Genomic DNA, 13,126 nt, shown 5'->3' with positions numbered 1-13,126 from the left:
TGAGAAATAAATAAAACATGAATTATTTTGTAGACGAAAGAGGTTATTACGGAGATTTTGGTGGTGCTTACATTCCCGAAATGCTATATCCAAATGTAGAAGAACTGCGCCAAAAATATCAGGCAGTAATTGATGATGATGCTTTTCAGCAAGAGTTTAAAGCACTGTTAAAAGATTATGTTGGTCGTCCATCGCCGCTGTATTTGGCTAAGCGGTTATCAGAAAAATATGGAGCTAATATTTTCCTAAAAAGGGAAGATCTTAATCATACCGGTGCGCATAAAATCAACAATACCATCGGACAAATTTTACTGGCAGAGAAATTAGGTAAAAAGCGCATCATTGCCGAAACTGGTGCTGGTCAGCATGGTGTGGCAACCGCTACAGTTTGTGCCTTACGTGGCTTAGAATGCGTAGTTTACATGGGCGAAGTAGATATTAAACGACAAGCGCCAAACGTTGCCCGTATGAAAATGCTAGGCGCAAAGGTGGTTCCTGCAACATCGGGTAGTAAAACCTTAAAAGATGCTACTAACGAGGCCATGAGAGATTGGATCGCTAATCCAGTAGATACGCATTATATCATTGGTTCGGTGGTTGGACCGCATCCTTATCCAGATATGGTGGCGCAATTTCAATCCATCATCTCGTTCGAAACTAAAAAACAACTGAAAGAACAAACGGGCAACGAACTGGCGGATTATATATTGGCTTGTGTGGGCGGAGGTAGCAATGCCATGGGCATGTTCTATCATTTTATAAACGATGAAAGCGTAAAGCTAATCGCTATCGAAGCTGCGGGTAAGGGAGTAAGCAGTGGGTTTTCGGCAGCAACCACTACTTTGGGCAAAGAAGGCGTGTTGCACGGTAGCCGTAGCATTTTAATGCAAACCTTAGACGGACAAGTGGTAGAACCTCATTCGGTTTCTGCTGGGCTAGATTACCCGGGTATTGGTCCGCAACATGCACATTTGTTTAAAACAGGTAGAGGTTTGTATGCTTCCATAACAGATGATGAAGCTTTGCAAGCAGGTTTGCTTTTAACGCAGTACGAAGGCATTATTCCGGCTATAGAAAGTGCCCACGCTTTGGCTTATCTAGAAAAAATGGAATTTAAAGGTGGCGAAAATGTGGTGGTTTGTCTTTCGGGTAGGGGTGATAAAGACATGGAAACTTATATGAAATATTTTAATTTATAGTGGAGAGAAAAGCGTACAGCGTTTGGCGACCAGAAAAAACGCTCAACGCAATACGCTTAACGCAATACGCACAAAATGAACAGACTTCAACAATTATTTGAAAAACAAAAGAAAGGTTTACTTTCAATATATTATACAGCCGGTTATCCTAATTTGGGAGATACCTTAAAAATAGCTGAAACTTTACAGCAATGCGGAGCTGATTTTTTGGAAATTGGTTTTCCATACTCAGATCCAGTAGCCGATGGGCCAGTAATACAAGCAAGCAGCAAGGAAGCATTAGATAATGGCATGACTTTGCCAGTTTTATTTGAACAATTAAAAGAACTGCGCCAAAAAGTAACTATTCCAATTTTGTTGATGGGCTACGTAAATGTGGTGCTGCAATATGGTGTAGAAGAGTTTTGTAAAAAGTGCCAAGAAGTAGGGATAGATGGTTGTATTATTCCAGATTTACCGATGTATGAATACGAAGAAATGTATCAGCCTACTTTCGAAAAATACGGATTGAGCAATATCTTTTTGGTAACACCGCAAACTTCGGAAGAACGCATTCGTAAAATTGATGGATTGAGCAATTCCTTCATTTACTTGGTATCTTCTGCGGCAACAACTGGCGGTAATTTGTCAGTTTCAGAGCGTTCGGCAGCTTATTTTAAACGCGTAGTGGATATGCAGTTAAAAAATCCTTTTGTAATAGGTTTTGGAATTTCTGATAAAAAAACTTTCGATGCGGCTACCCAGTACGCAAGTGGTGCCATTATAGGCAGTGCTTTTGTGAAAAACATGGATGCAGCTAACTTAGAAGAAAGTATTAAAAGTTTTATGAAGCAATTTAGGTAGGTTTTTATTTAGTTGCCCCCGTGTCATTCTGAGGCTAACGAAGAATCAATAAATATTATAATAGATTCCCCGTGTCTCGGAATGACAAGTTGATTTTGTCTTATTTCAGATTTTTCCAGTCCTCTAACTTAATTTTCATCCAATAGTGCGAAACTCCATCATAATCAAAAGTTTCAATCAATTGCAACCCACATTTTTGTAAAACATTTTTAGAACTAGTGTTCTCTACATCGCAAATGCCGTAAACTTCATTAAATTTTAATACCTCGAAACCATATCTTAAGCAAGCTTTGGCTGTTTCGGTAGCAATTCCTTTGTCCCAATAGCCTTCTATTAAGCGGTAGCCCAAATCGTAGTAATTTACATGATTGTTAATGGGTTCTATAATGTATTTAAAGCCAGTCCAACCTACAAAGTTGCCAGTGCTTTTTTCTATAATTGCCCATCGGCCAATGCCTAAATCTTTGTATTGCTGTGTAATTAGTCCAATTACATTTTCAGCTTCTGTTAAAGTTTTAATAGGTGTATTACCCAAATATTTGTGCACGTTCGGGTTGCTATCTAGCTCAAATATACCTGCTGCATCACTGGCATTTAAGGGTCTAATGTAGCAGCGTTCGGTTTCAATCATAAAACCCATCATTCGGCTTTCTTTTTACTTAACGATTTTAAAAAAATAAATCCAACTGTGCCAGAAAAAACTGAGGCACACAAGATTGAAAACTTTGCTTCGATGATATGTAAGGCATCACTAAAAGATAGCATGGAGATAAATATCGACATGGTAAAACCAATACCAGCCAGCATACCCATACCTACAATATGCTTCCAATTGGCCGCAGTAGGTAGTTTGGCCCATTTCATTTTTACAGCAATAAAAGAGAGTAGCGTAATGCCTATTGTTTTTCCTATAAATAAGCCAAATATGATACCTAGACCCAAAGGCGAAATTAAGCCTTCAACCATTCCCTCAACAAAAGTAATATTGGTATTGGCTAGTGCAAAAATTGGCATAATTAGCAAAGCTACCGGCTTGGTAAGAAAATGTTCTAACTTTTCTAATGGCGAAAGTTCATCGGTTTCATTGGTTGGGATAGTAAAGGCCAACAAAACCCCCGCTATAGTGGCATGTATACCCGAGTGGTGTACAAAATACCACAAAAAAATACCTGGAATTAAATAAAACCAAAGCGATTTAACCTTAAAGTAGTTAAGCGCTAATAAGAATGCGAATATCCCGCAGGCAATTAACATTTCTTGCCAATGAATTTGATCGGTGTAAAATATAGCGATGACCAAAATGGCACCTAGGTCGTCTACAATGGCTAAAGCAGCTAAGAATATTTTTAACGAGCTAGGTACATTTTTGCCCAGTAAAGCTAAAATTGCCAAGGCAAAGGCAATGTCAGTTGCCATAGGTATGCCCCAGCCACTAGCTGTAGGCTCGTTTTTGTTAAAGATAAAGTAGATAAATGCGGGTATCATCATACCGCCAATTGCCGCCATTACAGGCAGTGTTGCTTTTTTGGCAGAAGATAGTTCTCCTTCTATCAGTTCTCGTTTAATTTCTAAGCCAACTAAGAGGAAAAATATTGCCATTAAACCATCGTTAATCCAAACAGAAATGGTATAATTTAAATGAAAAGGCCCGACGTTAAAACCTTTGGTTGTAGCCAAAAAATTCGAAAAACTTTCTCCGTAACCAGAGTTGGCGATGAACAAAGATAAGACTACGCAAATCAACAATAAAATTCCGCCAAGCTTTTTTGAGTTAAAAAACTGCTTGAAAACACTTGTGTTTATTCTTTTCATTGTTGCGAAAATACCATTTTTAGGACGTTATGGGAAGCGAAAACGCCAAAATTTAGGTTTTTATGCTAAAATTAAAAGCCTACAAATAGGCTTCAATATCGCCTTTACCTTCCCGTATCACTTCAAAATCTCCATTGGTACAATCAATAACTGTAGAAGCTTCGTTGTCGCCATAACCGCCATCAATCACTAGATCTACTAAGTCCTCATACTTTTCGTGTATCAATTCTGGGTCGGTAGAGTATTCAATCACTTCGTCATCATCTTTAATAGAGGTAGAAATAATAGGATTACCTAGCGCCGCTACAATTTCTCTAGCAATATTATTATCTGGCACACGTATACCAACGGTTTTTTTATTAGAACTAAGTAATTTGGGTACGTTGTTGTTTGCGTTAAAAATGAAAGTAAATGGCCCTGGTAAAGCCTTTTTTAAAACTCTAAAAACAGTGGTGTCTATCGGTTTAATATAATCCGAAATGTGCCTCAAATCAGAGCAGATGAAGGAAAAATTAGCTTTTTCGGGTTTAATGCCGCGTATTTTGCAAATCTTTTCTATAGCTCTGTGGTTGGTAATGTCACAGCCTAATCCATAGACGGTGTCGGTGGGATAAATGATAATTCCACCTTTTTTAAGCACTTCTGCGGCCTGCTCAATGGCTTTTGGGTTTGGGTTTTCTGGGTATATTTTAATAAGCATTTGTAAAAATAACAAAATCATGCCGTACTTGTTTCAGTATCGACCTTTATATTGCTACATTAGCAGTAATTGAGTTTACAGTTTTTAGTTGGCAGTTTACAGCTAAAAGATTAATCGTCTTCATAGCTTACGCCTTAAACCTTAATTTAGAATATGAGAAAAGCATTTGTAGCAATTGCGCTTTTTTTGGTTGCATTTACGGTAATGTTGGGGTTTTATCATCCCTTTTTATGGTGGACTTTTATTTTTACAGGGCCAATAGTTTTGTTGGGTATTTACGATATGATCCAGCCGAAACATAGTATTGTTAGAAACTTTCCGGTTGTAGGGAGGTTGAGGTATTTTATGGAGGATATGCGTCCGAAAGTGTATCAATACTTTGTAGAAAGTGATACCAACGGTACGCCATATAATCGTTTAAATCGTTCGTTAATTTACCAAAGGGCTAAAAAAGAGTTAGATACGATACCTTTTGGTACGCAGTTAAATGTGTACGAAAACGGGTACGAATGGTTAAGTCATAGCATTATGGCTATTGGACATGATGATTTAAACTTGAAACCTAGAATTTTAGTAGGTGGCCCAGATTGTAAGCAGCCCTATTCTGCCAGTATTTATAATATATCTGCCATGAGTTTTGGCTCTTTAAGTCAAAACGCAGTATTAGCGCTTAACGGCGGCGCTAAATTAGGCGAGTTTGCACACAATACGGGAGAGGGTGGAATTAGCGATTACCACCGCGAAATGGGCGGCGATTTAATCTGGCAAATTGGTACAGGATATTTCGGCTGTAGAAATATGGACGGGACCTTTAACGGCGAAGCCTTTGGCGAAAGGGCAAGAACCGATCAAGTTAAGATGATTGAAATCAAACTTTCGCAAGGAGCAAAACCAGGTCACGGTGGTATGTTGCCAGGCAAAAAGGTAACTCCAGAAGTTGCTCGTATACGCTTGGTGCCCGAAGGTAAAGACGTATTATCGCCCCTAAGCACATTCTGCTTTTTCTACACCTGTTGAGTTAATGCATTTTGTAAAAAAATTAAGAGACCTCTCTGATGGAAAGCCGGTGGGTTTTAAGCTTTGTATTGGCAGAAAAAGTGAATTTTTTGCCATCTGCAAAGCGATGATAGCAACCAATATTTACCCAGATTTTATTACTATTGATGGAGGAGAGGGTGGTACAGGAGCTGCTCCGCAAGAATTTTCTAACTCGGTAGGTATGCCATTAAGAGATGGAGTAGCCTTTGTTTACGATGTTTTGCTAGGTTTTGATTTGAAAAAGCACATCAAAATTATCGCCTCTGGAAAAGTTTCTACCGGTTTTGATATTGTTAAAAACATTGCCTTAGGTGCTGATATGTGTAGTGCCGCCAGAGGAATGATGTTTGCCTTAGGTTGCATACAGGCTTTAGAATGTAACAGTAACACCTGTCCAACTGGCGTGGCTACGCAAGACCCAAGTTTAATGAAAGGCTTGGTGGTCGAAGACAAAAAAGTAAGAGTAAAAAACTTTCATAACCAAACTGTAGCAAGTGCGGTAGAACTGCTGGGGGCCGCCGGACTGAAAGAGTTTAGTCAGCTTACTAGAGCTTATATCAATAGAAGGGTAAGCGCAAATGTGATACAGAACTATCGAGAAACTTATCCTTATGTGCCCGCAGGAGCCTTATTGAAAACCCCTTATCCTTCTCGTTTCGAGCTGGGCATGGCGTTAAGCACACCAGATAGCTTTTTGCCTACAGATTACATGGTAACCGAAGTAGATTACCAAAATGCCAATCCTTATCACGAATAAATAATTCTTTCAAGGCTGTTTTCTTAAAGACAGCCTTTTTTATTGATTATTTCTAGTCAATTTTTCACATTCATGTCATCTCTACCTTAAATATTGATATATCGGAAAATTCCGATATATCTTTGCGCTATGGATCAAGTAGAGGTTTTTAAAGCCTTAGGGAATAAGAATAGGTTGCAGATATTAATCTGGCTTAAATCGCCAGAAGAGCACTTTGTAGATTATGTGCCAGCCTGTGGCGATGCCGATGTAGGCGTTTGTGTAGGCCATATTCAAAAAAAATCGGGCTTAACGCAATCTACCATTTCCGAGTATTTGGCGGTACTGCATCGGGTAGGCCTAGTATCTGCCACTCGCGTAGGGCAGTGGACTTACTACAAGCGCAAGGAAGAAACTATTGCCGCATTGGGAAACTTGATCTTTACTTTATAATTAGAAGACTATGAGTGAAAATAAATCATCAAGCGTACCTTATTCGGTACTAGATTTGGCGGGCGTTAGACACGGATACGATATTGCTGATGCTTTTAAAAACAGCGTTTCCTTAGCGCAACACGCAGAAAAATTAGGTTACAATCGTTATTGGTTGGCTGAGCACCATAATATGATTAGCGTGGCTAGTTCGGCTACTTCAGCACTAATTGGTCACATTGCGGGGCATACCAATGCTATTCGTGTAGGTTCTGGAGGTATTATGTTGCCAAACCATACCCCGTTAATTATTGCCGAGCAGTTTGGTACGTTAGCTACTTTATATCCTAATAGAATTGATTTAGGCTTGGGTAGAGCGCCTGGTACCGACCAACTGACTGCCTACGAAATTAGGGGAGAGCGTTTCCACTCGCCACAGCATTTTCCGCAAGATGTACGCAAACTACAACAATATCTTGGCGATGATAACTATGATAACAAAGTAAGAGCGATACCGGGCGAAGGAACCAATGTGCCCATTTGGATTTTGGGATCGAGTACCGAAAGTGCACATTTAGCAGCATCTTATGGCTTGCCTTATGCTTTTGCCAGTCATTTTGCACCTAATTATTTCTTTGAGGCTATTGAGATTTACAGAAAAAACTTCCGCCCGTCTAACGTGTTAAAAGAACCCTATGTGCTTTCTTGTGTAAATGTGGTAGCGGCAGATACAGATGCAGAAGCAGAGCGATTATCAACCTCGTTAAAAATCTTGTTTTCGGGTATTGTAACCAATCAGCGTAGATTGTTGCAGCCGCCAATAGATAGTATGGAAGGCGTATGGTCTGATATGGAAGAGGCCGCTGTAGAGCAAATGTTAGATTTTACTTTTATTGCTGGCCCAGATAAGCTAAAGGAACAACTTCAATCTTTCTTAAACCACACTAAAGTAGATGAGTTAATGGTAACCTCACATATCTACGATCATCAGGCTAGATTAAGGTCTTATGAATTGGTGGCGGAGGCTTTGAAAGGATAAAATATCCAATGCCATAGAAGTATGGTCTTTTTTTAGATAACATCGAATTGGCTACAGTTGACGGATTTTCTGGATATTTCATAGGGTTAGGCTCATTGAATCTTCAACCAACCCAACCCTAATGAAGCGAACTTTAAACTATTTGCCTCAGATCAAAGAGGCCATTCTAAATAAGTTAAATTTTATTTGGCGGCAAGAAATATTTTAATTGCTCAGGTCCTTTAATCATAGCATAAACCACACCAGCAATAGTAATTAAAATCATAAGAATAATGTAAATAGCGACAACTAGCGCTAAAGTACCTAGCACTCTTAATAACACAGATTTAAATGGTTTATTAGGGTAAAAATCTTTGAAAAACCAAATAAGTATAATTGAAGTAATAAGCGGAGAAAAGCTTAATGCAACTACAAAATCATCAGGATGATGCCTAAATGCGAAGAGTATTGGTGATACAACAATGATGGCAATAATATTTTGTAGCGATAGAACATAGGAGTTCATAACCACATGTTCATAATAGTTATTGCCCCATTTCTTGAAAGATAGCCAAGAGCAGAAAGCAAAAATAGGCACTAATAACAACATCAATAATGAATTATAGCTTGCAGTAAATGAACTTACATCGTTCATAAACTGAGAATTTACCTCTTGTTTGGTGTAAAACTCTTCAGCTATTTTATTTAAACCAACAATCTTGTATGAAACAAATGCAGAAATACCACTTAATACAAACATTAATAAAAGTGGCTTATAGTGATTTACCCTGTTGCCATCAATAAACTCTCTAGCGGTCTTTCCTGGGTTTTTAACCAATTTCTTAATGGTGTAAAGAAACCCTTTATTGGTATGGATAAGTAAGTATTGTATCTCGTCTATAACGTACTTCTTATCTATACGTTTAAATCTTTTCTGACCGCAATGACGGCAAAAATTCTCATCAATGGTATAATCGCAGTTTAGACACGGCTGCTCTATTTTACTGTTCGTCAATTCGCTCATTTCTGTTCGCGGTTTTTCAATTCTGTGTTTAAAGGCTTCAGTTGTAAAAACAAAGGCAATAACGTAATAGGGAATGCTGCCAAAGGCATGAATAATTTTGCTGTAGATTTAGTAACTAATAAGTAGGTAGCTAAGCATAGTAATAAAAGCCACATTATGCTAAAAGAAATCAATACGCTTTTAATTAAATCTCTTCTTTTGGTAAGTTTTTCTGTACTTAGTGCTGCTAAACTGTTATTGTTGGCCATTTAGGTTTAAAGTGCGAAAATTATAAATGAATGTTAGTTTGTACAAATATAAACTAATTAGAATTGCTACAAAAGATCAAAGCCAAGATGTTAAGAATTATAGTGCGGATCGAAATTTTTATGATATACAACATTACATCGATAAAATATCAGTTAAATTAGTCATTATTTATTTTGAGTTATGCTAAAATCTAAAATCCAATTTACTTTATTGTTGCTTTTTATAGGTCTCTTTATAGTGTTTATTCCTAAACAGAGTATAGCTCAATCTAACAATAGAAAAAATATTGATACCGTTAAGATTTTGCCCAAAAGCGAGTGGAAAGGTGTGCTGGGAAGGCCTTACAAACAACATGTACCTGTTAAAATTACGGTGCATCATGAGGGTGGTAAGTTGTTGACTAAAAATGATGATGCCCGCCAACGATTAAAGAATATCCAAACTTGGGGAATGGGGCCCGATCGTAAATGGGCCGATGTGCCTTATCATTTATTGATAGCGCCAGATGGAACAGTTTTAGAAGGTAGAAACCCGCTAACTGTTGGCGAAACCAATACCGAGTACGACCCTACAGGACACTTGCTAGTTTGTTTCTTAGGTAACTATAACCAACAAAAGCTAGATGATCATTTGTTAGAGGTGTTGGTGCGTTTATTCGCAGATCAATGCATTAAATACAATATATCTCCGAAAGAAATTTCTACCCACCGCGACCATAGCACCCAAACTACTTGTCCCGGTGATGATATTTACAGCTATTTTACAAACGGATATATTGTAAAAAAGGTAAGTAAACTGGTTAAAAAGAGAAGCTAGTTGTTAGATTTACAAAACCACATAAAAATGATGTCGTAATCAATTTGTAAGTTGTGGCTAGTAGGTTTGTTGAAATATGCAAAACCAGCAAATCGCATTTAAAAACGATGATGATGGATTTGCAAATAAGAAAAGATGCAATTTAACTGGTATAAAAAAGAAATGGAGATAGTCCCGAAGTCCTATCCCCATCATCTAAATTAACGCTCTCGAGACAAATGTATAAATTAAATTTGATTTTGAGTGTTGTCTAGTTATTTTTTTTTAGTATTAATTTTAACTCGTTGGTAGCCAGTTTAAATAAAATTTTATGTTTTTTAAAATTATTAACATAGATCAAGAGTGTATGGTTAAAATAGATTTAGCTTTGCGTCATTAATTAATAAATTGAATTAACTTAATCATTAAAAAAATAAACATGAGAAAACTACTTTTTGCGCTTCCGGCGCTTGTTTTACTGGCCTCTTGCGGTGGCTCTAGCAATACAGCAGCAACAACAACAGAACAAACTGCTGCCGAGCAAACAGGGCAAACTTATTTGATTGACACGTTGACGACTACAGTAGACTGGAAGGGCGCACATAAAGGCGGTTTGGCACCGCGTTGGGGTAAAATTGGTGTAAACTTAGGCTCTATATCAGTGCAAAACGATTCGATAAGCGGTGGCGAGTTTATTGTAAATATGGCTTCACTTAAGGTAGATCCAGCATCGGTAACAGAAGAAGGTAAAAAAGCAACCGATTTGGAAGGCCATTTAAAAAGTGCAGATTTCTTTGATGTAGCTAAAGCGCCAACCGCAAAATTTGTAATTACCAAAGTAGAACCTTATACCGCAACAGCGGAAGCTAGCTTAATTGCTGATCCAAATTACCTGATCAGTGGAAATTTAACACTTAAAGATAAAACCTTAAATGTAACTTTTCCTGCTAAAGTTCAGGTTACTTCAGACGTGGTTACTGCATCGGCAAAATTTGTAATAGACAGAAGCGCTTGGGGCATTAATTATAAAACAGAAGGTAGTGCCGAAAACTGGATGATTTCTAAAGATGTAGAGATTGGCCTAAACCTTAACGCAAAAAAGAATTAATCATAGTGATGATAACGAAACAGCCCGGTAAAACATTACCGGGCTGTTTGTATTTTGTGCTAATAAGCGGTTAAGTTGCAAGCCATTATTATGGCTAAAAATGGAGTTGCTACCTTTGTAGATGGATTAACATAGGCATATATGACAAGCAACATTATGCTATTGTATATTTGCAATCTGGAATTTGTATTTAAGGATTTGGAATTAGAGATATTCGGAATCTTATTTACTTTACGATCGAAATGAAATAATGTTAACGCTTTGCGATTTAATAATTATCTCCATCCATATTTCTATCATAGTACCAGTCTCCGATAATTGGAGTAGACTCTTCGGACTTTAACTTATTTTGATTTGTAATTTTATTGGCAATGGGCTGCTGACTTGGATTGGCATGAGTGATTGTTTTTTGATTAAATATTGTGCCAATTACATAGTGTTTAAACTATTAATAGTTGTATGCCAAAAGTTAGATCATTTACAATTATTAGCAACCAAGGGCTTTTTCCAGCTTCCGCAGAAGCTGGAAAAAAAATGACCATTTAAAACACGTAACTTCTTAAGGTTTGGTTTTATCAAAAATAACCTGTTGCGCCCGATCTACATTAGCACTAAAACCGCTGTTATTTGTTGGGGAATTGAAGTCGAGTAATATGCCCGCCATATTGAAAACGCCATTGTATACTGGCTGAAGTTTAATTGGAGGTTCCGCATTACGCAGGGCAAAAAGCTGTTGGCCTTTTAGAACCCCTTCTATTTTGGTGTCACATTCGCGGCTGTAGTAATTACCGATGTATTTGTTTAGTTCTGCAGCGTTAAGATCTTTCCGCTCTATCTTAACAAAGCTTAGTGTATCGGTACCAATGATAGAAAGAAACTTTCTGGCATCTCTTTCAGGATATATTTTCCTTGATCCGGTAGTAAGGGTATCGCCGTTTAGCGCAAGTACCTCTGCGCCAGTTTTCATAAAGATCCTGTTTTCTTTTTTTACTATTTCTAAGGTGCTGTAGCCCCTAACACTCTTGTAAAGACCGGGTAGTTGGTCTATTAAGTTTTGTGGTAGCGCTGAGCCTCTCTTTCCTGTTTTGCTAGCCTCTTTTCCCAAAAAAACATCTTTGATTTGGCTAGATGGTAGTGTGGCGCCATTGCTTAAGCAGGTAACGGTAATGCCTTTTTCCGGATACCAAGCCATCCATCCCCTGTAACCGGCAGTAAGGCCACTATGTGATATTTCTGTGAGGCCATTAAATTTTTTTACAAAAACACCACCTAGGGCATATTCAATCTGTTGTCCATTGTTAAGGATACCTTGGGTATTGCGCAGTTCAGTCAGTTTCTTGCCGAACTTGTTTTCGTTCCAGTAGTTTAACCACTTCTGCATATCTGTGGTTGTAGTGATTAATCCGCCATGGCCATGTGTATTTTCGAAGGGCATATCCTGTAGATAATCTTTGCCGCTGGCTTGGTAACCTATGGCTCTATTTTTAACGATTGCCCTAAAGTTATCACGCCACTGGGTATCATTCATCCCGATAGGAATAAAGATGTTTTGCTTGGTAAATTCGTTGAATGACATGCCACTCACTTTTTCTACCAACGTTGCCAATAAGGTAAAGTTAGAATTGCTGTAGGAATAGGCTTCCCCTGGCAAAAAATTCAAGGTCTTTTGTTTAAAGATCATTGCCCTTGCATCGTCTTGTGTATATGCTTTGGTGCCTCTTGGCCATCCTGTGATGGCGTAAATAGAGCCCCAATCTTTTAAACCGCTGGTGTGGAGCAAGAGGTGTTTAACCAAAAGTGGCTTACCGTAGTCTGGTAACTCTGGAATGTATTTTCTTACCTCATCTTCTAAACCTACCTTGTTAGATTCAATGAGCAATAATACCGCAGTAGATGTAAATTGCTTAGAAACAGATCCAGCCTCGAACCTGGTTTCGGGTGTATTAGCAATTTCGTGTTCTAAATCAGCAGATCCAGCAGCTTTGTTAAAAAAGACATTGCCATTTTTGCCAACGGTAATTACTCCACCAGGGGCACGCGAACCGCTATTGAAATTTTGAAAAATGTTATCCAGTTCTTTTAGCTCGGTAGCCGTTTGTGCCGAAGCTGCAATGGGTAAATAGACAATAAATAATGCAGCAATGAAATATGATTTTAAAGTGTTTGGCATGG

Annotated in this window: 14 protein-coding genes; 8 read left to right on the top strand and 6 right to left on the bottom strand. The window is 38.1% G+C overall.

The features are described 5' to 3' along the window. Positions 1 to 17: 17 nt before the first annotated feature. Entirely contained in the window at positions 18 to 1,199 is a 1,182-nt protein-coding gene (gene trpB, locus OVA16_RS17840; RefSeq protein ID WP_267762223.1) for a tryptophan synthase subunit beta, read from the top strand. Between the two features lie 75 nt (positions 1,200 to 1,274). After that, complete coding sequence (gene trpA / locus OVA16_RS17835) at positions 1,275 to 2,042, top strand: tryptophan synthase subunit alpha (RefSeq protein ID WP_267762221.1); 768 nt, start codon at positions 1,275 to 1,277, stop codon at positions 2,040 to 2,042. A gap of 100 nt (positions 2,043 to 2,142) precedes the next feature. Here the strand turns inward: trpA and OVA16_RS17830 are convergent, their stop codons facing one another. The 3 genes from OVA16_RS17830 to OVA16_RS17820 form a co-directional block, all read right to left on the bottom strand. Next, complete coding sequence (locus OVA16_RS17830; RefSeq protein WP_267762220.1) at positions 2,143 to 2,685, bottom strand: GNAT family N-acetyltransferase; 543 nt, start codon at positions 2,683 to 2,685, stop codon at positions 2,143 to 2,145. After that, positions 2,682 to 3,854: a Na+/H+ antiporter NhaA gene (nhaA, locus tag OVA16_RS17825; RefSeq protein WP_267762219.1), complete on the bottom strand. Its 1,173-nt coding sequence runs from the start codon at positions 3,852 to 3,854 to the stop codon at positions 2,682 to 2,684. The genes OVA16_RS17830 and nhaA overlap by 4 nt, the downstream gene beginning before the upstream one ends. Positions 3,855 to 3,933: 79 nt before the next feature. After that, the gene (locus tag OVA16_RS17820) at positions 3,934 to 4,554 is read right to left on the bottom strand and encodes an L-threonylcarbamoyladenylate synthase (RefSeq protein ID WP_267762218.1); all 621 of its coding nucleotides are present in this window, start codon (positions 4,552 to 4,554) and stop codon (positions 3,934 to 3,936) included. Positions 4,555 to 4,707: 153 nt separating this feature from the next. On the opposite strand from OVA16_RS17820, the gene OVA16_RS20175 reads away from it, so the two are divergent. The 4 genes from OVA16_RS20175 (at position 4,708) to OVA16_RS17805 (ending at position 7,799) form a co-directional block, all read left to right on the top strand. Next, positions 4,708 to 5,571: an FMN-binding glutamate synthase family protein gene (locus OVA16_RS20175; RefSeq protein ID WP_324288445.1), complete on the top strand. Its 864-nt coding sequence runs from the start codon at positions 4,708 to 4,710 to the stop codon at positions 5,569 to 5,571. 4 nt (positions 5,572 to 5,575) lie between these two features. Beyond that, entirely contained in the window at positions 5,576 to 6,349 is a 774-nt protein-coding gene (locus tag OVA16_RS20170; RefSeq protein WP_324288444.1) for an FMN-binding glutamate synthase family protein, read from the top strand. Positions 6,350 to 6,478: 129 nt separating this feature from the next. Further along, entirely contained in the window at positions 6,479 to 6,781 is a 303-nt protein-coding gene (locus OVA16_RS17810; protein ID WP_267762217.1) for an ArsR/SmtB family transcription factor, read from the top strand. A gap of 10 nt (positions 6,782 to 6,791) precedes the next feature. Beyond that, positions 6,792 to 7,799, top strand: coding sequence for an LLM class flavin-dependent oxidoreductase (locus OVA16_RS17805; protein WP_267762215.1), 1,008 nt, complete (start codon positions 6,792 to 6,794; stop codon positions 7,797 to 7,799). A gap of 175 nt (positions 7,800 to 7,974) precedes the next feature. Here the strand turns inward: OVA16_RS17805 and OVA16_RS17800 are convergent, their stop codons facing one another. Next, positions 7,975 to 8,802, bottom strand: coding sequence for a DUF3667 domain-containing protein (locus tag OVA16_RS17800; RefSeq protein ID WP_267762214.1), 828 nt, complete (start codon positions 8,800 to 8,802; stop codon positions 7,975 to 7,977). Continuing rightward, positions 8,799 to 9,050 carry a hypothetical protein gene (locus tag OVA16_RS17795; RefSeq protein WP_267762212.1) on the bottom strand — a complete coding sequence of 84 codons (252 nt, stop codon included), beginning with the start codon at positions 9,048 to 9,050 and terminating at the stop codon, positions 8,799 to 8,801. The genes OVA16_RS17800 and OVA16_RS17795 overlap by 4 nt, the downstream gene beginning before the upstream one ends. 181 nt (positions 9,051 to 9,231) lie before the next feature. Here OVA16_RS17795 and OVA16_RS17790 point away from each other — a divergent pair, with 181 nt between their 5' ends. Both OVA16_RS17790 and OVA16_RS17785 read left to right on the top strand, forming a co-directional pair. Then, on the top strand, positions 9,232 to 9,867 hold the full coding sequence (locus OVA16_RS17790) for an N-acetylmuramoyl-L-alanine amidase (RefSeq protein WP_267762210.1): 636 nt from the start codon (positions 9,232 to 9,234) through the stop codon (positions 9,865 to 9,867). Positions 9,868 to 10,285: 418 nt separating this feature from the next. Next, a complete protein-coding gene (locus OVA16_RS17785; protein WP_267762208.1) occupies positions 10,286 to 10,954 on the top strand; it encodes a YceI family protein in 669 nt (222 codons plus the stop codon). 559 nt (positions 10,955 to 11,513) lie between these two features. On the opposite strand, the gene OVA16_RS17780 is transcribed toward OVA16_RS17785, so the two are convergent. Further along, positions 11,514 to 13,124 carry a serine hydrolase domain-containing protein gene (locus OVA16_RS17780; protein ID WP_267762206.1) on the bottom strand — a complete coding sequence of 537 codons (1,611 nt, stop codon included), beginning with the start codon at positions 13,122 to 13,124 and terminating at the stop codon, positions 11,514 to 11,516. Between the last annotated feature and the right edge of the window lie 2 nt (positions 13,125 to 13,126).

This window comes from Pedobacter sp. SL55 (assembly GCF_026625705.1).
In the GTDB taxonomy this organism is placed as follows: domain Bacteria; phylum Bacteroidota; class Bacteroidia; order Sphingobacteriales; family Sphingobacteriaceae; genus Pedobacter.
Note: the sequence above shows the minus strand (reverse complement) of the source record. Positions and strands in the feature narration are given on the sequence as shown.